The sequence below is a fragment of the Microbacterium meiriae genome, from assembly GCF_040685015.1.
Taxonomy (GTDB): Bacteria; Actinomycetota; Actinomycetes; order Actinomycetales; family Microbacteriaceae; genus Microbacterium; species Microbacterium meiriae.
Genome location: NZ_JBFBHD010000002.1, coordinates 1,602,995 through 1,621,784 on the forward strand (window position 1 = coordinate 1,602,995; position 18,790 = coordinate 1,621,784).

An 18,790-nucleotide genomic window follows, 5' to 3' on the forward strand; every position below is an offset into this window, starting at 1 on the left:
CGCCGCTCCCACGTCAGAGGGCCAGGCGGTAGCCGCGTTCGTCGCCGTAGCGCGTGAAGCCGGCTCTCGCGAGGATCGGCGCCGATGTCGAGACACGGCCCTTGACGAGCGCAGTCCTCGCACCGCGCGCGGCGCTCTGCCGCAGGCGTTCCGCGAGGACCGCTCGATAGACGCCGCGACCACGATCGGCTTCGAGCGTCGCCGCTCCCCACAGTCGAGTGAACCCGTCGACGATGGTGCATCCCCCCGTGCTCACCGCGCGTCCGTCGATGCGCCCGAGCACCCGGAAACCGGTACCGGCATCGAGAGCCTCGGTCAGCTCGGCGAACTCGGCACGCAGACCGTCGTCGTCGAGGGGCTGCTGCTCCCAGACCGGGACGTTGATCGCATCGACCTCGCGGAGCTGATCCACGGTCCGCACGACCTCGGCGGAGACCCCGGGCGGCACGCCGACCGCGGCTCCACTGGTCGGACGCGCGAACACGGTGACGGTGTCGAAGTGCACGGCACCGCGGCGTCGGAGCTCCTCTTCGAGGTCGGGGTCGTCGGCGGGATTCGTCCAGAACGTGAACACGCTCTCGCCCCAGGCTCTGGTGCGCTCCAGCGCCCCGTCCAGCACCTCGGCGGCGGGGCGCGCGGACGTCACCTGCGAGCCGCGGACGCCGCCCCCGAACCGCTCCGGGTACCGCACGAGGAGCAGGTCGCCGCGGACATGCTCGCTGCCGCGCGGAAACCAGGCCCACGCGGCGGCGGCACGGAGGATGTCCGCCTCGGTCGGCGTGCCGTCGGCGGCCGGTGCAGGAACCGTCGTCGTCATGAACCCTCCTCCTCCGCGGCCCCCACCAGGCGGGCGAAGGCACTGAGCCGGGCGACGCCCTCGGGCGTGTACGGCAGGTCGTCGAGCAGCGCCGGCGAGTGGATGAGGTAGGCCACGACCTGCGCCCGGGAGATCGCCACGTTGAGCCGGTTCTGCAGCAGCAGGAACTCCGGGCCCCGGGGAGCGTCTCGGCCACTCGACGCCGCGAGCGTCGTGATCGAGACGACGGCCTCCTTGCCCTGGAAGTTGTCGACCGTGCCCACCGGGACGCCGCCGAAACCCGCCGCGGCGAGCGCGTCGTGCACGAGCTGCCGCTGCGCGTTGTACGGCGCCACGACGATGATGTCCTCCGGCGTCAGTGGCCGCACGGTGCCCGCCGCATCGTTGTCGTGGAAGGCGCGGCCCACGAGGTCGCGGACGATGCGCACGACCTCCTCTGCTTCCTCCGGCGACTGGGTCGCGTTGCCGCGGTGGCGCAGCGGCACCACGTGGAGGCCCGGGTCGATGCCCTCGACCGCGCGCCGCTCGGTACCGGGGGCGGAGGCGAGCTTCCCGGCATAGGCGAGCTTCGACACCGGAGCCGCGACGTGCGGGTGCATCCGCCAGGAGCGCGCGAGGAAGTAGCCGTACTCCGGGCGCACGACGGGGTCGCCGTCCATCACCCAGCCGAGCGCGGACGTGTCCACCGGCTCCGGGTGGGCGCCCTGGCTGACCTGGGGCAGCTGCTGCGGGTCGCCGAGGAGGAGGAGCCTCTGCGCGCCCGTGGCGACCGCGATGGTCGAGGCGAGCGAGAACTGTCCGGCCTCGTCGATCACGAGCAGGTCGAGCTCTCCCCTGGCCACCCGCTGCGTGTTGCTGAAGTCCCAGGCGGTACCGCCCACGACGGCGCCCCCGTCTGCGTGCTCCGCGAGGAAGGCGGCCATGCCGGTCTTCGGGATCACCGTGTACCCGGGATCGGCGTTCGCGTCCTTGGGGCACTTCGCCACGTGACCCGGGGCGACACCGTCGGCGACGACGCGCTCCAGCAGCGTCTCGATGATCGCGTGGGACTGCGCGACGACGCCGATGCGGAAGCCGTGCTCTGTGACGAGCCGGGCGATCACCTGGGAGCCCGTGTAGGTCTTCCCCGTGCCTGGAGGCCCCTGTACGGCGAGATAGCTGCGGTCGAGGTCCAGGATCCCGCGGACGATCGCGTCGATCGGGTCGTCGCCGGCGGCCGGGAGCGCGTTCCCCGACACGGTGCGCGGAGGGAGGCGGCGGAGGATGTCGGTCGCCGCGTCCTGGGGGAAGTCCGGAGCGGCCGCGTGCACCGCATCGGCCCATTCGTCGATCGCCTGCTGCAGCGACACCACCCGTGGCGGCGCGGCGGGGGTGAGGGCGACGGGGAGGTCATCCCAGGTCTGCCCCTGGACCGCGGACTCCGCCACGAGATAGCCGTCGTCCAGCACCTCGACGACCGTGACCCCGTGCGGCACGTGCACCGCGCGCGACGGGACGTCGGTGTCGAACGGCGCCGGGACGTCGTAGAGCGCGAACGGCTGGGCACCCGGACCGAGCGTCGTGCCAGGGGACACCTCGCCGCGGATCTCCAGCTCGCGCGACAGGACTCTGCGGCCCTCGCCGATGCTCCAGTCCCGGCGGACCCGCGAGCGGGTCGCATCGACCTTCACCACATCGCGGGTGCCGTCCCACATCGTGACCGGCTCCCGCAGCCGCTGGAAGTGCGCGACCCAGAAGCTCTTCGCCTCGCGCGGGAAGTAGTCGATGGCGGCCGCCGCGAGCCGGTGCACGAGCCCGTCGCCACCGACCTCCACCGCACGCTCCGCGTCGCCGAGCAGCGCGAGCGAACGCGGCGACGGCTCGTAGATGACCTCGTCCGCGTCGTCCGGCGGGGCCGGCGTGACCCCCTCCGCGCGGGCGATGTCGATGAGCCAGTTGCGCAGCCGCCGGGTGGAGACGCAGTCGTAGCGGTTGTAGTCGGCGAGGTCGGCGAGCACCGCGTCGGCCTCGGCCTGCGCCCCCGCTGCCGCGAGCTCCCGCGCCGCGACGTACTGCACGATGGAGTCGTCGCCCTTCTGGACGTCGCTCGTGCGCACGTCCTCCCCCATGTAGAGGGGCTCGAGCTTCTTGATCGAGTAGGACCTCGAACCCACGCGGACGGTGCGCAGCACCAGTGGGTACAGGTCGACGAAGACGCCCTCGCGGAGCAGGCGGTCCACCTCACCCTCGCGCACCCCATGGCGGGCGGCCATCGCGACCAGGTGGGAGGTCTCGTAGGGGGCGTAGTGATAGATGTGCATGCCGGGGTGGGCGGCGCGACGCACCTTCACGAAATCGAGGAAGGTCTCCAGTGCCCGACGCTCCTCCGCGAACGAGTGCGCCCAGAGCGCGGTGTACTGGTCGGCGTTGTCGACCCAGCCGAACAGATAGTCGATGCCCCACTCGGCCTCGCCGTCGGGAGCGGGCTCGGTGTACAGCGGATCGCCCTCGAAGTCGAAGAAGATGTCCCCGTGGCTGGGCACAGGGAGGGTGTGGATCGCCGCGGCATAGTGCACGTCGTACGTCGCCGCCCCCTCGGCATCCGCCCGCAGCTGCACGCGTGCCTGGGCGCGGAGGTTCTCGAACGTGTCGACGTTCATGCCCTCCGGTGCCTGGGTCGCCGCGGCCAGGTCGTCGATGGTGAGGATCCCGGCGGCGCGCAGACGGGCCCGCTGCACCGGCCGCATGCGGGCCACCATGAGGAGGTCGCGATGGGCCAGCACCTGTTCCTCGCACGTGGCGCAGCGTCCGCAGGCGACCACGCGCAGATCGCCGCGGTCGTCGCCCCACGCGAGCGGCGCCCCGGCCGCGCCGTCGGCCACGGAGCGGTCCGCGATCAGAGCGCGCAGCCGCGCCCGGCGCACGCGGAACAGTGGGAGGAGGTCCTCGACCGCATGCGTGCTGACGCTGTTGTCGCCGTGGATGAGGTCGACCTCGTCCGCACGCGGGATGCCGAGCCGGTCGAGCTGGTCGACATATGCCGCGAGCTGCATGAGCGCGGTCACCCGGGCCTTGCGGGCCAGCTTCGAGTCCTGCACGCGCCAACGCCCGTCCGCATCGCGGCGGAGGAAGTCGGCGAACCCGACGAACTCGTCGGTGGCGAAGGCCGCCTGGAAGACGACCAGGGCGTCGGACCGCAGAGCGCTCAACGTCTCGTCGACGGCGGCAGCCAGCGCGTCAGGATCGCTCGACGAGACCTTGGCGACCCGATGCACCCGCTCGTCGCCGAGCTCCCGGATGTAGCGCTCGAGCACGTTCTGCTCGTGCACGTCTCCGAGCTGGGCCGCGCGGAGGAGCGTCGCGTCCTCCGGCTCCTCCACCGCGGGGACCCGACCGAGCTTCGCATCGATCGCGCGGGACCAGGCGAACTCGCACTCGGCGGCCGCCTTGAGGTCGCTCGCGCTCCAGATGACCCGCTGCGCCTCTGTGTCGATCCGCACGATTCTCCCGTTCTGTCGGCTGCTTCGACACTATCCGCGGCATCCGACACGGCGAAAAGCGGGCGGTCCCGCGTGAGGCGCCCCGGGTCAGCGCCACCAGGTGTCGTCGGGCGTCACGGGCAGATGACGCTTGTGCTGAGTCGCGAGATACCGCGCCTCGATGCGCCCGGCGACCTCGGGGTCGACCTCCCGGCCCTCGAGGAAGTCGTCGATCTGCTCGTACGTCAGCCCGAGCTCGTCCTCGTCGGTGCGCCCCGGCTGGTCGTCGAGGAGGTCGGCCGTCGGCACCTTGAAGGCCAGGCGCTCCGGGGCGTCGAGGAACTGGAGCAGGGCGCGACCCTGTCGCTTCGTGAGCCCGGCGAGCGGGAGGACGTCGGCCGCGCCGTCGCCGAACTTCGTGTAGAAGCCCGTGATGGCTTCGGCGGCATGGTCGGTGCCGATCACGATCAGACCCTCGTGCCCGGCGAGCGCGTACTGGGTGACCATGCGGAGGCGGGCCTTGATGTTCCCGCGGTTGAAGTCGGAGATGTCGCTGGAGACGGCGGACTCGATGTCCTTCTCGACACCCTCGACCCCGTTCTGGATGTTCACCTCGATCGACGAGTCCGGCGCGATGAAGTCCAGCGCGGCCTGCGCGTCGTCGGCGTCGTGCTGCACGCGATAGGGCAGGCGCACCGCGAGGAAGGTCGCCTCCCCGCCCTCGGCACGCACGCGCTCCACCGCGAGCTGGGCGAGGCGCCCCGCGAGCGTCGAGTCCTGTCCGCCGGAGATGCCGAGGACGAAGCCCTTCGCGCCCGTCGTGCGCAGGTAGTCCGCGAGGAAGCCGACGCGACGCTCCACCTCCGCTTCGGGATCGATGTCGGGCCGGGCGCCCAGGTCTTCCGCGATCTGCTTCTGCAACGACACGTTGTCCTCCGCTCATCGGTTCACTCCAGTATCGCCCTTCCGTGTTTCCTGCGGGTCACGCCACTGCGCCAGGACGCGGTATCCGGCCGCGACCTGAGAGACTGAAGCGGTGAAGCTCCTCGTCGCCGCCCTCGAGTCCGAACTGTCCGCCTTCCCCGAGGAGCTCGACGGCTTCGACCGTCTGGTCACCGGCCCGGGCAAGCTGCCGGCGACGTACGCGCTGACCCGGGCCCTCGACGCGAAGACCTACGACGAGGTCGTCGTCGTCGGCACCGCGGGCTCCATCGAGAAGGGGCGTCCGTACGCGGTGCACGAGATCGCGACGGCGGTGCAGCACGACGTGATCGATCTCGACGGCGTCGTCGGACGGCACGTCTCGCTTCCGCCGCAGGTGACGACGGGCCGCGAGGGCGTCGTGATCGCCACGGGTGACCACTTCGTGAACGACGCCGAGGTCACGGCGGTGATCCGGCCGATGGGCGCCGCACTGGTGGACATGGAGACCTACGCGTACATCTGGGTCGCGGGACAGTTCGGCGTGCCCATCCGCGCCTTCCGCGCCGTCTCCGACCAAGCCGAGGACGGCGCCCTGGCCGACTTCCGCGAGGCCATCGCCCGATGCAGCATCGAGCTGCGCGAAGTCATCCGCGCCGAATACGGGGTCTGAGCTCAGCGCATCTCGATGACGCTCGGCCCGTTCGGCAGCGCGCGGACGGTGAGCTGAGCCGGGATCTGTTCCTGCATGGCCTCGACGTGGCTGATGACCCCGACCGTGCGCCCGCCCTGCCGGAGTTCGTCGAGCGTGCGCATCGCGACGTCGAGTGTGTCGCCGTCGAGCGAGCCGAATCCCTCATCGATGAAGAGCGTGTCCAGGCGGATGCCGCCGGCGCGGGCCGTCACGACCTCGGCCAGCCCGAGGGCGAGCGCCAGGGACGTGAGGAACGTCTCGCCGCCGGACAGCGACTGTGGCGGGCGGGTCTGCCCGGTGAACGCGTCGGCGACCACGATGCCCAGTCCGGACGCGGCACCGCGTGCCGCCAGGGCATCGGAGTGCTGCAGCCGGTAGCGTCCTTCCGACATGTCGTGGAGGCGGCGGTTCGCGGCGTCGACGATCTCCTCGAGCTCTGCCGCCAGCACGAAGGTCTCCAGCGTCATCTTGCGTGTGTTCGCTCCGCGTCCGGCGATGGTGTCGGCGAGGGCCTGGAGCACCTCGAACGCCGCCGCGTCCTCTGCCGTGCGGGCGTGCTCGTCCTTCGCGGCGTCGATGAGGCCGGCCAGCCGCGCAGCGTCGCCCGCCGTCCTCGTGGCCTCGTCGACGGCGGCGGTCCACGCCGCCCTCGCATCGAGCGCTGCCTGCTCGATCGGCGCGAGGTCGATCGGCTCCTCCGGCAGGGTCCGCAGTTCGAGGTCGAAGAGAAGTGCACGCTCCTTCTCCCGCTGCACCGCGTGCGTCGTCACCCGCTCATCGAGCTCCGCCTGCACCGCCGGCGGGCGCAACGCCTCCACGACGGCCGTGACGTCGGGGAACTCGGAGGCATCGAGTGCAACGTCTCTCTCGGCGGCCGCCTCCGTCGCCGCCTGCTGTCTCCGCGCACGTTCGGCCTCGGCGTCCAGGAGGCGTCGGGCCACGGCGAGGTGGGCGGTCGTCTCCGCCGTCCGCTCGGCGACCGACGCGTAGCTCCCTCGCGCCTCGTCGATCGCCCTGCGGGCGTCATCGTCTCGCTGGACCACCAGAGCCAGCTGCTCGCGGGCTGCGGCGAGGGCCGCCTCGTCCTGGACACGGCGGAGCTCCAGGGCGTCCTGCTGCTCGCGGAGCTCGGCGAGGACGACATCGCGTCGCCGCGCGGTCTCGGCGGCGGCAAGGGCTTCCTTCTCCGCGGCAAGGGCGGCATCGAGCTCGGCTCCCGCCGTCTCGACGTCCCGTCCGTCCGCGCGCGCCGTGGCCGCGGCGAGTCGGACCTGCAACGTCGTGCAGGTCGATGCCGCCTGCTGCTCGCGCCGCGCCGCCTCGTCCCTCCGGACCTCCGCAGCCGCGATGTCCTCCGCGGAGACCGTCGCGCCGTGGTCTGCCGGGGCCGGGTGCTCTCGCGCACCGCACACCGGGCAGGGGTGATCGTCGACGAGGGCGGAGGCCAGCTCCCCCGCCATGCCGTCGATCCGGCGCTGCCGCAGGTCAGCGAGAGCCGACTGTGCGGCGGCCTGTGCAGACGTCGCCTCGGCGAGGACCCGCTCGGCGGAGGTGCAGTCCTGTTGCAGGGTCTCCGCCTCTACCGCGGCTTCGCGGCGAACGGCCGCGGCGATGCGCACGCTCTCCCATTCCGCGATGCGGTCGGCGAGTCGACGGGCGTCGTCCCGTTCCAGGGTTGCGGCCGCGATCCGCCCGGGGAGGGCAGCGCGCTCCGCCTGCCCGTCCTCGCACCGGCGCTCGGCGGCGACGACAGCCGCTTCCGCCGTCCCGCGCTCGGTGGCGCGGGACGGCGCCTGTGCCTCCAGCATGACGGCGCGCTCCCAGATCCCGGACTCACGCGTCCGTTCCGCGATCCACGCGTCGAGGTCGTCGGTCTCGACGCCGAGCCGGGCCCAGGCCGCGCGTGCCCGTTCCTCCGTGGCGGCCGCCTCGTCCGCTGCCGCCGCCGCGCGTGTGGCCGCGGCGATCGAGGAACGGAGCGCCTCGGCTGCCCGCGCCCTGCCGAGCTCCGCCTTCGCCGCGGCGACCGCCGCTTCCTCGGCATCCAGACGGGCCATCGCCGCGCGGGCACGGTCTCGCTCCTTCTGCGCGCGCTGATCCTCGCGCGCCGCAGCCAGAGCAGCATCGGCGACCTCGAACCGCTTCTCCGCCTCCAGGCGATCGGCGGCGCGCCGTTCCGCCCGATACGCAGCGCGCGCCTGCGCCCGTTCGAGCTCCGCCAGGCGATCGGCGGTCGTGGTGCCAGCGCCCTGCACCTCCGACGCGATGCCGCCCTCGTCGTCACCGCCGTCGCCCCCGAGGTCGGCATCCGCCACCAGGCGCTCCGCTTCGTCCAGCCGCGCGGAGACGGTGGCCAGGCGCGCGCCGAGCACCTGCTCAGCGTGGCGCCGCCGCTCGTCGAACCGCGCCTGCACGTCTTCGAAACGCTCGGTGCCGAAGAGCCGGCGCAGCAGCGCCTGCCGGTCCCGGCTGCCCGCCAGGAGAAACTCCGAGAAGCGGTTCTGCGCCAGAAGGATCACCTGCAGGAACTGCTCCCGGCTGAGCTGGAGGATGTCATCGAGCTCGTGCGCCACGTCGACCGCCCGCGCCGCGCGACCCACCCAGCCGTCGTCCGTGAGCTCCTCCAGGGAGACCGCCGCCGCCTGCTTGGTCAGGCCTCCGCCGCGCCGAGCCGGCCGAAGGTACTCGGGCGAACGCGTGACCCGGTAGCGACCGGACGGCGTGCTGAACTCGACGACCACCTCGGAGGGATCGTCCGGTTCGCTGTGATCGCTGCGGAGCCTCTTCTCCCCGCCGTCGTACCGCGGCACCCCGCCGTACAGCCCGAAGCAGACCGCGTCCAGGATGCTCGACTTCCCCGCTCCGGTGCGGCCGGCGATGAGGAAGATCCCGTCGTCGGCGAAGGCGTCGAAGTCCACGGTCTGACGCGCGCGGAACGGCCCGAAACCCTCGACCTCCAGCCGATGCAGCCGCACTAGACGAGGGCTTCCGCGCGGACCCGGTCGTCGAGCACCTCGCGGATCAGCTCGCGTTCGACCTCGGTCGCTCCCTGGCCCGCCCGCACATGCTCGAGGAACGCCTCGATCCGGTCGGCGTCGGTCACCGCGGAGCGCAGCCGCTCGCCGTACGACCGCTCACGCTCCTCCCCGACCGTCGCGGGCTGATGCTGCACCATGGCGCAGTGCGGGTACGCCTCGCGCAGCCGTCGCATGGGTTCGGTCTGCGGTACGGCGTCGGTGTAGACGGCGCACACCCAGGCGTCGGCGTGCGCGGCGATGTTCTCTGCGGAGAGGATCTCCTCGAAGGCGCCGGTCAGGGTGACCAGGCGCCGCGGAACCGGCAGCTCCAGCCACTCGACGCCCGCGAGCCCGTCGGCATCGAGGTCGACGAGCCAGGAGCCGCGCGGCTTGTGCTGCTCGCCGAAGCTGTAGTGCAGCGGAGCGCCGGCGTATCGCACCCGCTCGCTGACCTGCTGACGACCGTGGATATGACCCAGTGCGACGTAGTCGGGGCCGTCGAACGCCCGGAGCGGCACGACGTCGAGGCCGCCCTGTCGCACCTCGCGCTCCAGACCCTCCGTCGGCTCCACCCCCGCGGCGAAGCAGTGGGCGATCGCGATCGACCGACCCGCGTGCTCCTGCATGCCCGCGCGGACGAGGGTCATCGCGTGCGTCATGGTCTGCGCCTGCGTGCGCAGCTGCCGTCCCTCGGCGTCGCCCTCCGGCCAGTGCTGGCGGACGATCGCGGGCTCCAGATACGGGATCCCGAAGAAATGCACCGGACCGTGAGCGTCGTCGATCGTGACGGGGGTACCGACCGCGAGGGGGTCGGTGAGCACGTGGATGCCGTCGCGCAGCAGCCGGGCCTGGAACCCCAGCCGCGCGGCGGAATCGTGGTTCCCGCTGGTGACGACCACCCGTGCACCCGTCTCATGCAGATCGACGAGGGCGTCTCCGAGCAGCGTATAGGCGGCGGCCGAGGGCGTGGCGGAGTCGAACACGTCGCCCGCGACGATCACGACGTCGACCTCGTGCTCCCTGACCTGCGCGGTCAGGGCGGTGAGCACCTCGGCCAGCGCGTCCATGGTCGAGTTGCCATGGAACGTCCGGCCGATGTGCCAGTCCGAGGTGTGCAGGATCCGCATACCCCCACGGTACGAAGCCCCTCGGACATTCCGTCCGAGGCGTGCCGGGACCGCCGTCTCCCGACGGCCGAGGAAAGGCGGAAGGTCCCCTGACCCACCCTCGTCGCGACGACCGGCACGTGGTGATGCGAGATGCACCGTGCATCTTCACCTGTGCGACGTGCGGGGCTGCGCGATGCGAGATCAGGGCTGCCCTCCGCCCACAGGTGCCGGCTTGCCCCGCCGGCTGAGGGTTGTGCCCGCTCCGTCGCGACTACCGACTTCCGCTCTCCTCCTCGAGGTCGTGCGACCAGTTCGCCTGCTGGATCCGGTTGTCGAGCGCACGGAGCTCCTGGGCGACGGCGTCCGCCCGGGCCCGGAGCGCGGCGACCGGCAGCGCCGACACCTGCCTCAGCTCCGAGCGCATCTGACGCAGGTACTGCTCGCTCGCCCCGGACGCGGCGGCCGCCGCGTCGGCGAGCACCGAGTGGCGCAGGCGCAGCACGTCCCGCGCGGCGAGCGCGTCGGTCATCGTGCCGTCCGCGCCGAGGTCGAGGCGGGAGTTCGTGACGTTGATGCGGCGGATGAGGCTCTGCAGCCGAGTCAGTGCGTCATCGGCCTCCTCGATCAACGCCGCCGCGTCCTCCGCAGGCTCCTCACCCTCCTGGTACCGGGCGTTCGCGACGATGCGCGCCCGCAGCTGCTCGATGCGGCGCTGCAGGTCGGCGCGGGCGGCCAGGGCTTCGGCGAGTCTCATGCCCTCATCCTCGCAGGCGGCGGCCGTAACAGTTCGTCATACAGCCGGAGCGTCAGCGTGAGCGGAGGAGTCCGGACTGCTCGGGGTGGGCGGTGAACCACTCCGCCACGTACCAGCAGACCGCGTCGACCTTGCGGTCGCCGCGCTCCGCGATGTCGGCCACGGCCCCCTCGACCACCTTTCCGGCGTATCCGTTTCCGCGGAATGCCGGGACCGTGTAGGCCCGGGTGAGCGCGACGGTGTGGCCGTCGTCCCGGTAGTCGAGCACGCTGACGAGCTTCCCGTCGCGCGTGAGGGTGTACCGCGATGCGTCCTTCTCGTCGGTCAGGATGAAGCCGCCGACGGTGTGCGAGATCGTCATCCGTGTCACGTTACGCCTCTTGCGACGCGCCCGGGCGTTTTGACATGTCCCGTCACGATCGGACATAATCCCCCCATGACCATCAACGCACGCCCTTTGTCCGCCCAGGAGGCGAACGGGACTGCCGGGATGATGATGCCCGGTCGCGTTGACATGTGTTGCCGAATGTGTCGCTGAACGAACAGCCACCTCGTCTGACCTGACTCCTCGCCATCTGCGAGAGCAGTGTCCCGAGCACACACCCGTGCTCGCTTCCCCGGCTCCGCCGGTCATTCGTGCAACGCATCCGAGCCCCCTCCCGTCGGGCTCACGTCCTGAGGACCCATCATCATGTCGAACTCCGCCCTTCTCGAGCGTCCCGCCGTCACCGCCCCGAACCGCACCGTCCGACCCGCCGAGTCGTCGGCTCCGCTGGCCCCGGTCGGCGCCGACCTCCCCGCCGTCCGCTCGCCCCGCGGCTTCGCCCTCTACGTCGGCCTGGACGAGATCAAGGCCGCCGAAGCCGGTGTGAGCCTTCCGCTGCTCGTCGACGCCCTCCGCCGCACGCTGGCCGAGCTCGCGCCCGGCGCCGAGACCCACGCCACCGTCGCCCTCGCCCCGCACGGCTCCGGCGGCCGCGACCTCGACGTCGTGCGTCTCGCCCTGCAGGAGCCCGGCGCGATCGCCCGCACCAAGGCCGCCGCCGAGGAGGAGACCACGCCCGAGGAGTCCGGTGTCACCGTCGACATCTCCCGCAAGCGCGTGCTCATCGACGGCGAGTCCGCCGCCTTTACCTACAAGGAGTTCGAGCTGCTGCAGTACCTCGTCCTCCGCGAGGGCCGCACGATCGAGCGCAGCGAGCTCGTCGCCGCCCTCTGGCAGGCCCAGGACGACGAGACCCCTGGCGAGCGCACGATCGACGTGCACGTGCGCCGGCTGCGGGCGAAGCTCGGCCGCTACGAGGACATCGTCCGTACCGTGCGCGGCATCGGCTACCGCTTCGACCGTCACGCCGACGTCGTCATCCGTTACGGCCACGGAACCCCGTCGCCGGACCGCTTCTGACCCGCTCCTGCTCGACCCGGAGGCCGGTGTCAGGAGCCGCGCGTAGGGTGGGCGCATGACCCTCGCCGCCGCCCCCGCGACGGCGGGCGCCGTCCGCGCGGATGCTCCGCGGGAGACGACGTACCGCCCGCCGCACCCGCTCGATCTCCGGCGTACCGTCGGCATGCTGCGCCGCGGCGGCACCGATCCGACGACGGTCTTCGACGGCCCCGTCATCTGGCGCGCGGTCCGCACGCCACAGGGTCCGTCGACGTTGGCCCTGCGGATGTCGGGGAACGAGGTCACGGCGACCGCCTGGGGTCCGGGTGCCGAGCACGCACTCGCCCTCGTGCCGGCACTGTGCGGTGCCGGCGACGACCCGACCGGCTTCGATCCCTCCCTACACCCCCTCATCGCCGAGGCGGCCCGACGACACCCCGGCATCCGGCTCGCACGCACGGATGAGGTCTTCGATGCCCTCGCCTGCGGCATCCTGGAGCAGAAGGTCACCTCCATGCAGGCCTTCGGCGCCTGGCGATACCTCGTGTCGCGCTTCGGCGACCCGGCGCCGGGGCCGACGCCGCGACCGATGGCCGTCGCTCCCACGGCGGCGCAGTGGCGACGCATCCCGTCCTGGGCGTGGCACCGCGCCGGAGTGGAGCCGCCGCAGTCGAAGACCATCGTGCGGGCGGCGGAGCGCGGCGACCGCATCGCCGATGCCGTCCGAGCGGCCACGACCGGCCCTGACCGTGACCGCGTCCTCACGAGCCTGCCCGGGGTCGGCGTCTGGACCGCTGCGGAGACGCGCATCCGTGCGCTGGGCGACCCCGATGCCGTCAGCGTGGGCGACTACCATCTGGCGCACGAGGTCGGACATGCCCTGACGGGGCACCGCACGGATGACGCCGGCATGGTCGAGCTGCTCGCTCCCTGGGCCGGTCACCGGCAGCGCGTCATCCGGCTCATCTTCGCGAGCGGCGTCGCCGAGGCGCGGCGCGGACCCCGGCTCGCCCCGGAAGACCACCGCCGACGCTGACCGGCCCGTTCCCGGAGCGGCCGACGTATGCTGAGCGCATGTCCCGTACCGCCCTGCGCATCTTCGTCACGGTCGGCCTGCTGATCGCCGGTGTCGTCCTCGGCCTCATCTTCCAGAACGTGTGGCTGGGCGTGCTGCTCGCCGCGATCGTGTGGTTCGGCTGGTTCCTCGGCTACGAGTCCCGCCGCGGTCACAACGCGGGCGTGAACGACGAGGACCACGGCGTCGAGCTCTGACGCCATGGAGCGGCAGTCCAGCGCCGGCCGTCGGGCCGTGCTCACGGCCGTGGTGTCGGTGATTCCGCGGCCGGAGGATCTCCGCCGCAACGTGTTCGTCGGCATCGACGGCGTGGACGGCTCGGGGAAGACGGTGTTCGCCGACGAGATCGCCGAACTCCTCGCGCCGCGGCACCCCACGGTGCGGATCTCCATCGACGGGTTCCACCGGCGCAGAACGGAGCGCTATCGGCGAGGCCGGCATTCCCCGGAGGGCTTCTTCCTCGACTCCTACGACTACGCGGCCTTCGATCGCCATGTGATCGCCCCGCTCCGGGCCGGCCATGGACCGTATCTCACGGCGTCACATGACCTCGACAGCGACGAACTGCTCGATGGGCCGGTACGCCATCTCGCCGCGCCGTCGGTGATCGTCGTCGACGGGATCTTCCTGCATCGGCGGGAGCTCCGTGCGGTGTGGGACTTCTCGGTCTTCCTCCGTGTGGACTTCGCCGTCTCCGCCGCGCGCATGGCACGACGCGACGGCTCGGATCCGGCCCCGGAGGCGGCGAGCAACCGACGCTACGTCGAGGGTCAGCGGATGTACCTGCGAGAGGACGACCCGGAGCGGCACGCCGCGGTGATCGTGGAGAACGACGACCTCCGGGCCCCTCGGATCGCCGGCCCGCGTCAGTAATAGACGGCGAGGGGGCCCGAGGGTCCGTCCACGACCTGCACGGGGGTGTCGAACACGCGGCTCAGCACGTCGTCCGTCATGATCGCCGCCGGCGGGCCGAACTCCACCACCCGACCGTCCTTCATGGCGCAGATGTGGTCGGCGTAGTGTCCGGCGAAGTTGATGTCGTGCAGCACGATGACGATCGTCCGCCCGAGCTCCTCCGCCGCGCGCCGCAGGTGCTTCATCATCTGCACGGCGTGCCGCATGTCGAGGTTGTTGAGGGGCTCGTCGAGCAGCACGAACTCCGTGTCCTGCGCGAGCACCATGGCCACGTAAGCCCGCTGCCGCTGCCCGCCGGAGAGCTCGTCGAGGTAGCGCCCCTCGAGCGCCCCCAGATCGAGGAAGTCGATCGCCTGGCTGATGACCTCCTCGTCGGCTCTCGTCAACCGGCCCTGGGAGTGCGGGAAGCGGCCGAAACCCACGAGCTGCCGCACGGTGAGCCTGGTCACGAAGTGGTTCTCCTGGCGGAGGATCGAGACCACCTTGGCCAGGTCCTTCGACTTCGTGGAGGCGACGTCGAGGCCCGCGATCTCGATGGCCCCGGCGTCCATCCCGTTCAGCCGGCCGATCATGGTCAGGAGCGTCGACTTGCCCGCACCGTTCGGCCCGATGAGGGCGGTGATCCCGCCGGTGGGGATGCGGAGGTCGACGGGGCCGATCGCGACCTCGCTGCTGTAGTCACGGCGGACGCCGTCGAGTGCGATCACAGTCTGCCCTTTCGGAGGATGACGATGAGGAACACGGTGCCGCCCACGATCTCGATGAGGATCGAGACCATGCCCTGCGCGTAGAAGACGTTCTTCATGACGAAGTACGCCCCCGCCAGGATCGAGAACGCGGTGAGGACGGCGACCGGGAAGATCAGCCGATGGTCGTGCGTGTCGGCGAACTGGTACGCGAGCGTCGCCACGAGGAAGCCGAGGAAGGTCATCGGACCCACGAGGGCTGTGGAGGTGGCCATCAGCACGGCGACGAGGGTCAGGACGAGGAACTGCTCCCGCCGGTGGTCGAGGCCGAGCGATCGTGCGGCATCGGGGCCGAGCGCGAGCACGTTCAGACGCCGGGACCGCAGCCACAGGAGGGTCGAGGCCGCGATCACGAGCGGGATCGCGAGCGGGAGATACGAGGGATCGGCGTTGGAGACGTTGCCGAACAGCCGGGCGGCGAGCACATCGAACTCGCTGGGGGTGAGCAGCCGCTGCATGAATGTGGCGATCGCCCCGAGGCCGCCCCCGATCACGATGCCCACGAGCAGCATGATCTGGAGGTTGCCGTAGCGCCCGGACAGGAGCCACCCGTAGAGGAGGACGGCGAGCGCGACCATGATGAGCACCTGGAGGGCGAACTGGCCGACGCCCTGGATCGCCACCAGCCCGGCGACGCCGAAGAGGTACACGGTCGTGGTCTGGACGACACGGTACAGCGACTCGAAGCCCATGATCGAGGGAGTGATGATCCGGTTGTTCGTGACCGTCTGGAAGCTGACCGTGGCGACGGCCTGGGCGACGGCGACGAGCGCCATCACGACCACGGCGGTCGCACGGTGCTGGGCGATGCGCCAGAACCCGGGCGTGCCGACGGGCAGCGGGTTGTCCCAGGCGAGGAGACCGAACGCGGAACCGAGGGCGAGCACACCGAGCACCACGAGCACGACGATGTAGCGGCGACGCGCCCGCACGGTCGTGAACGCCCCGGCCGACCGCGTCGTCCGCTGGGCCGTCGTCGCCGTCATCGTCGCCTCAGCCACGACGACGCTGCCGCAGGAGGAGAAGCACGAACACGACGGCGCCGACGACACCGAGGATCAGCGACACCGGCACCTCGAACGGCATGATGATCGTCCGGCCGATGATGTCGCAGACGGTGACGATCGCGATGCCGAGCAGGCACACCCACGGCAGGTTGCTGCGCAGGTCGTCGCCACGGACCATCGAGACGATGTTCGGAACGATCAGCCCCAGGAAGGGCAGGTTGCCGACGACCACGGTGACCACACCGGTCGTCACCGCGATCAGCGCGGTGCCGAGCAGGATCATCCGGTTGTAGTTCACCCCGACGTTGGTGGCGATCTCCTCCCCCAGCCCGGCGATGGTCAGTCGGTCGGCCACGAGGAAGACGATGACGCCGATGATGGCGACGATCCACAGCATCTCGTACTGTCCGCGCATGACCGAGGTGAAGCTGCCCGCGAACCAGACACCGATGATCTGCAGGGAGTTCGTGACGAGGGCGAAGTAGGTCGTGATCGCGCCGACCACCGCGCCCAGCATGATGCCGACGATGGGCACGATGAGCGACGACTTCAACGCCACCCGGCGGAGGAACGCGAAGAACACCATCGTGCCGACGAACGCGGCGAGCACGGCCCCGGCCATGCGCAGCGGAAGGGAGGGCTGCGGCACGAGCACCATCACGGTGAGGAGCCCGAGTCCCGCCCACTCCGTGGTCCCGGTGGTGGTCGGCTCGACGAAGCGGTTCTGCGTGAGCAGCTGCATCACGAGACCGGCCATCGCCATCGCCGCGCCCGCGAGCACGAGCGCGATCGTCCGGGGGACGCGGGTGATCTGGAACATCTGCGCGCCGTCGTCCGCGCCGGCGATGTCGTACACACCGGTGAAGAGCGAGATCACCAGAAGCGCCGCCACGACGAGGACGCCGATGAGCAGCTTCGGATCGAAAAGCCGTGCGGACGATCGCGGTGTCGAGGTGAGGAGAGGAGAGGTCATGGGGGGATGCCGGCGGCGGCGCCCCGGTCGGGACGCCGCCGCCCAGCCCTTACTTGTCGGCGCTCTTCTCGAGCGCGTCGGCGAGGTCGTTGAGGAACGTCGTGTACGTCTGGATGCTCTCGTTGAGGTAGGTGTCCGTGGGCATGTAGACGATCTGGTCGTCCTTCACCGCGGTGACGCCGGTGAGCGCCTCGGAGTTCTCGATGATCTCCGCCGCCTGCACGTAGTCCGGCGTCTCCGCCGCGAACACGGCGTCGCGGTCGAGCACGAGGATCCAGTCGGGGTTCGAGGCGGCGATGGCCTCGACCGAGATCTCGTCGCCCTGGTGGTCGTCGCTCGCGTCGTCGACCTGCAGTGCCGGCGTGAGGCCGAGCATGTCGTAGATCGGACCCAGGGAACGGCCGACCGTCGGAGCGAGGTAGCCGATCTGGCCGCCCGAGGTGTTGACGGCCATGACGGTGTCGGCGTCGTCGTAGGCCGCCTTCGCGCGGTCCACCGCGGCGTCGAACTCCTCGACGAGCTTCTGGGCCTCGTCCTGCGTGCCGAAGATCTCGCCCAGGACGGTCGTCTGCCGCTTGAGCTCCTCATCGAAGGGCTCGCCGTCTCGGGGCTCCAGGTCGATGATCGTCGCGTCCGGGACCAGCTCCGCGATGGCCTCGTTGTGCTGCGTGAAGCGCTGACCGCTGATGATGAGGTCGGGGTCGGCGGCGACGATGGCCTCGAGGTCGGGCTCGGTGTGCAGGCCGATGTCGACGATGTCCTCGTCCTTCGCGTACGAGACGGTCTCCGGCATCAGGGAGACCGCACCGGCGGAGAGCTCGACACCCCAGTCGGACAGGGTCTGGAAGGTCCGGTTGTCCAGAGCGACGACCGAGGTCGGCGGCGTGGTGATCTCATGCGTGCCGGTGTTGTCCTCGATGGTCACGGTCCCCGATCCCGCGGTCGTCGCTTCGGGTTCGGCTTCGCCGCCGGACGCGCAGCCGGAGAGGGCGAGCAGGCCGACGAGAGCGACGCTCGTGGCGGTGAGGGTTCTGGGCACGGACATGGAGAGACTCCTGTTCTGCGGGGATGTGTGCACCCTCGTGGGGCGCCGGTCCGACGGGCGGGCGAGCCGACCGCGTCGGTTTTTAGGTTAGCCTTACTTTATGAGCGATACGAAATCCGGTTTCTCGATCGAGCGTCGCGGCCTCGAGCTGCGCTTCCGCAACGTCACGCTGAGCGCCCGCGAATGGCTCGCTCCGGATTTCGTGCGCATCCGGCTGTCCGGCCCCGACCTCGCCGGCTTCGACTCCCCGGGCTCAGACGACCACATGCGGCTCTTCTTCCCGAGCGGCCCCGTGGGCTCGGTGGAGGAGCTGCGCGCCGCCCCGAGCCGCGAGTACACGCCCCTCGCGTGGGGTGACGACTGGCTCGATGTCGAGTTCGCCGTGCACGGCGATCAGGGCGTGGCCGCACCGTGGGCCGCGAACGCCCCGCTGGGGGCGACCATCGGCGTCGGCGGGCCGCGCGGCGCCGCCGTCCTCACCGGAGAGCCGGGATCGTGGCTCCTCGTCGGTGACGAGACGGCCATCCCCGCGATCCGCCGTTTCGCCGCCCTCGTCCCCGAGGGCACGCCGGCACGCATCGTCATCGAGACCACGTCGGCAGCCGGCGAGGTCGCTCTCGAAGCTCCGGTGGCTGTCGAGTGGCTGCACCGCGGCGCCGCTCCCGCCGGCTCTGCGCTGATCTCCTTCCTCGACGCGCTCACCGAGGACGAGGTCGTCGGACCCGACCCGTTCGTCTTCATCGCCGCCGAGCAGTCCATCGTGAAGCCCGGTCGGGCCCTGCTGGCACGCTGGGGCGTGGACAACGCGAACGCCGTCGTGAAGGGCTACTGGAAGCGCGGCGAGGCCGAATACCACGCTCCCCACTGACACCGGG

General features: G+C 71.2%; 17 protein-coding genes. 6 read left to right on the forward strand and 11 right to left on the reverse strand.

Annotated elements, in window-relative coordinates; translation table 11 throughout:
- Positions 1–13 precede the first annotated feature (13 nt).
- The 3 genes from AB0N68_RS16180 to nadE all read right to left on the reverse strand — a co-directional run bounded on the left by AB0N68_RS16180 (position 14) and on the right by nadE (position 5,202).
- The gene (locus AB0N68_RS16180; protein WP_259953442.1) at positions 14–817 is read right to left on the reverse strand and encodes a GNAT family N-acetyltransferase; all 804 of its coding nucleotides are present in this window, start codon (positions 815–817) and stop codon (positions 14–16) included.
- Positions 814–4,296, reverse strand: a complete 3,483-nt coding sequence (locus tag AB0N68_RS16185; protein WP_292797730.1) for a TM0106 family RecB-like putative nuclease — start codon at positions 4,294–4,296, stop codon at positions 814–816. Before AB0N68_RS16185 ends, AB0N68_RS16180 begins: the two co-directional genes overlap by 4 nt.
- A gap of 87 nt (positions 4,297–4,383) precedes the next feature.
- Positions 4,384–5,202, reverse strand: coding sequence for an NAD(+) synthase (gene nadE / locus AB0N68_RS16190; RefSeq protein WP_062635667.1), 819 nt, complete (start codon positions 5,200–5,202; stop codon positions 4,384–4,386).
- A 109-nt stretch (positions 5,203–5,311) separates the two neighbouring features.
- Between nadE and AB0N68_RS16195 the strand changes: the two genes are divergently transcribed.
- Positions 5,312–5,869, forward strand: a complete 558-nt coding sequence (locus AB0N68_RS16195; RefSeq protein WP_187663303.1) for a phosphorylase family protein — start codon at positions 5,312–5,314, stop codon at positions 5,867–5,869.
- Positions 5,870–5,871: 2 nt separating this feature from the next.
- On the opposite strand, the gene AB0N68_RS16200 is transcribed toward AB0N68_RS16195, so the two are convergent.
- The 4 genes from AB0N68_RS16200 to AB0N68_RS16215 form a co-directional block, all read right to left on the reverse strand.
- Positions 5,872–8,865, reverse strand: a complete 2,994-nt coding sequence (locus tag AB0N68_RS16200; RefSeq protein WP_313366413.1) for an AAA family ATPase — start codon at positions 8,863–8,865, stop codon at positions 5,872–5,874.
- Complete coding sequence (locus AB0N68_RS16205) at positions 8,865–10,034, reverse strand: exonuclease SbcCD subunit D (protein WP_259953451.1); 1,170 nt, start codon at positions 10,032–10,034, stop codon at positions 8,865–8,867. The genes AB0N68_RS16200 and AB0N68_RS16205 overlap by 1 nt, the downstream gene beginning before the upstream one ends.
- Positions 10,035–10,287: 253 nt before the next feature.
- Positions 10,288–10,770, reverse strand: a complete 483-nt coding sequence (locus tag AB0N68_RS16210) for a DIP1984 family protein (RefSeq protein ID WP_187663300.1) — start codon at positions 10,768–10,770, stop codon at positions 10,288–10,290.
- A gap of 52 nt (positions 10,771–10,822) precedes the next feature.
- Positions 10,823–11,131, reverse strand: coding sequence for a GNAT family N-acetyltransferase (locus tag AB0N68_RS16215; protein ID WP_187663299.1), 309 nt, complete (start codon positions 11,129–11,131; stop codon positions 10,823–10,825).
- A 330-nt stretch (positions 11,132–11,461) separates the two neighbouring features.
- On the opposite strand from AB0N68_RS16215, the gene AB0N68_RS16220 reads away from it, so the two are divergent.
- Genes AB0N68_RS16220 through AB0N68_RS16235 form a run of 4 tightly spaced genes read left to right on the forward strand, consistent with a single transcriptional unit; the run spans position 11,462 to position 14,102 of the window.
- Positions 11,462–12,175 carry a winged helix-turn-helix domain-containing protein gene (locus AB0N68_RS16220; protein WP_280567564.1) on the forward strand — a complete coding sequence of 238 codons (714 nt, stop codon included), beginning with the start codon at positions 11,462–11,464 and terminating at the stop codon, positions 12,173–12,175.
- Positions 12,176–12,230: 55 nt separating this feature from the next.
- A complete protein-coding gene (locus tag AB0N68_RS16225; RefSeq protein ID WP_259953453.1) occupies positions 12,231–13,190 on the forward strand; it encodes a DNA-3-methyladenine glycosylase family protein in 960 nt (319 codons plus the stop codon).
- A gap of 38 nt (positions 13,191–13,228) precedes the next feature.
- Positions 13,229–13,426, forward strand: a complete 198-nt coding sequence (locus tag AB0N68_RS16230) for a hypothetical protein (RefSeq protein WP_025104487.1) — start codon at positions 13,229–13,231, stop codon at positions 13,424–13,426.
- 4 nt (positions 13,427–13,430) lie between these two features.
- Positions 13,431–14,102: a nucleoside/nucleotide kinase family protein gene (locus AB0N68_RS16235; RefSeq protein WP_280567558.1), complete on the forward strand. Its 672-nt coding sequence runs from the start codon at positions 13,431–13,433 to the stop codon at positions 14,100–14,102.
- Here the strand turns inward: AB0N68_RS16235 and AB0N68_RS16240 are convergent.
- Genes AB0N68_RS16240 through AB0N68_RS16255 form a run of 4 tightly spaced genes read right to left on the reverse strand, consistent with a single transcriptional unit; the run spans position 14,096 to position 17,915 of the window.
- A complete protein-coding gene (locus AB0N68_RS16240; protein WP_187663295.1) occupies positions 14,096–14,851 on the reverse strand; it encodes an iron ABC transporter ATP-binding protein in 756 nt (251 codons plus the stop codon). The two genes, AB0N68_RS16235 and AB0N68_RS16240, sit on opposite strands and share 7 nt — an antisense overlap.
- Complete coding sequence (locus AB0N68_RS16245) at positions 14,848–15,876, reverse strand: iron chelate uptake ABC transporter family permease subunit (RefSeq protein ID WP_280567555.1); 1,029 nt, start codon at positions 15,874–15,876, stop codon at positions 14,848–14,850. The genes AB0N68_RS16240 and AB0N68_RS16245 overlap by 4 nt, the downstream gene beginning before the upstream one ends.
- A gap of 7 nt (positions 15,877–15,883) precedes the next feature.
- Positions 15,884–16,870, reverse strand: coding sequence for an ABC transporter permease (locus AB0N68_RS16250; protein ID WP_259953459.1), 987 nt, complete (start codon positions 16,868–16,870; stop codon positions 15,884–15,886).
- A 49-nt stretch (positions 16,871–16,919) separates the two neighbouring features.
- Complete coding sequence (locus AB0N68_RS16255; RefSeq protein WP_187663293.1) at positions 16,920–17,915, reverse strand: siderophore ABC transporter substrate-binding protein; 996 nt, start codon at positions 17,913–17,915, stop codon at positions 16,920–16,922.
- A 100-nt stretch (positions 17,916–18,015) separates the two neighbouring features.
- On the opposite strand from AB0N68_RS16255, the gene AB0N68_RS16260 reads away from it, so the two are divergent.
- Positions 18,016–18,783: a siderophore-interacting protein gene (locus AB0N68_RS16260; RefSeq protein WP_280567549.1), complete on the forward strand. Its 768-nt coding sequence runs from the start codon at positions 18,016–18,018 to the stop codon at positions 18,781–18,783.
- Positions 18,784–18,790 lie beyond the last annotated feature (7 nt).

What these genes read in the sequence shown, in the direction of transcription:
- AB0N68_RS16210 (WP_187663300.1), bottom strand. Translation starts at nt 10,770, where the DNA reads ATGAGACTCGCCGAAGCCCTGGCCGCCCGCGCCGACCTGCAGCGCCGC.
- AB0N68_RS16225 (WP_259953453.1), top strand. Translation starts at nt 12,231, where the DNA reads ATGACCCTCGCCGCCGCCCCCGCGACGGCGGGCGCCGTCCGCGCGGAT.
- AB0N68_RS16260 (WP_280567549.1), top strand. Translation starts at nt 18,016, where the DNA reads ATGAGCGATACGAAATCCGGTTTCTCGATCGAGCGTCGCGGCCTCGAG.
- AB0N68_RS16205 (WP_259953451.1), bottom strand. Translation starts at nt 10,034, where the DNA reads ATGCGGATCCTGCACACCTCGGACTGGCACATCGGCCGGACGTTCCAT.
- AB0N68_RS16180 (WP_259953442.1), bottom strand. Translation starts at nt 817, where the DNA reads ATGACGACGACGGTTCCTGCACCGGCCGCCGACGGCACGCCGACCGAG.
- AB0N68_RS16250 (WP_259953459.1), bottom strand. Translation starts at nt 16,870, where the DNA reads ATGACCTCTCCTCTCCTCACCTCGACACCGCGATCGTCCGCACGGCTT.
- AB0N68_RS16220 (WP_280567564.1), top strand. Translation starts at nt 11,462, where the DNA reads ATGTCGAACTCCGCCCTTCTCGAGCGTCCCGCCGTCACCGCCCCGAAC.
- AB0N68_RS16255 (WP_187663293.1), bottom strand. Translation starts at nt 17,915, where the DNA reads ATGTCCGTGCCCAGAACCCTCACCGCCACGAGCGTCGCTCTCGTCGGC.
- AB0N68_RS16235 (WP_280567558.1), top strand. Translation starts at nt 13,431, where the DNA reads ATGGAGCGGCAGTCCAGCGCCGGCCGTCGGGCCGTGCTCACGGCCGTG.
- AB0N68_RS16215 (WP_187663299.1), bottom strand. Translation starts at nt 11,131, where the DNA reads ATGACGATCTCGCACACCGTCGGCGGCTTCATCCTGACCGACGAGAAG.
- AB0N68_RS16230 (WP_025104487.1), top strand. Translation starts at nt 13,229, where the DNA reads ATGTCCCGTACCGCCCTGCGCATCTTCGTCACGGTCGGCCTGCTGATC.
- AB0N68_RS16245 (WP_280567555.1), bottom strand. Translation starts at nt 15,876, where the DNA reads ATGACGGCGACGACGGCCCAGCGGACGACGCGGTCGGCCGGGGCGTTC.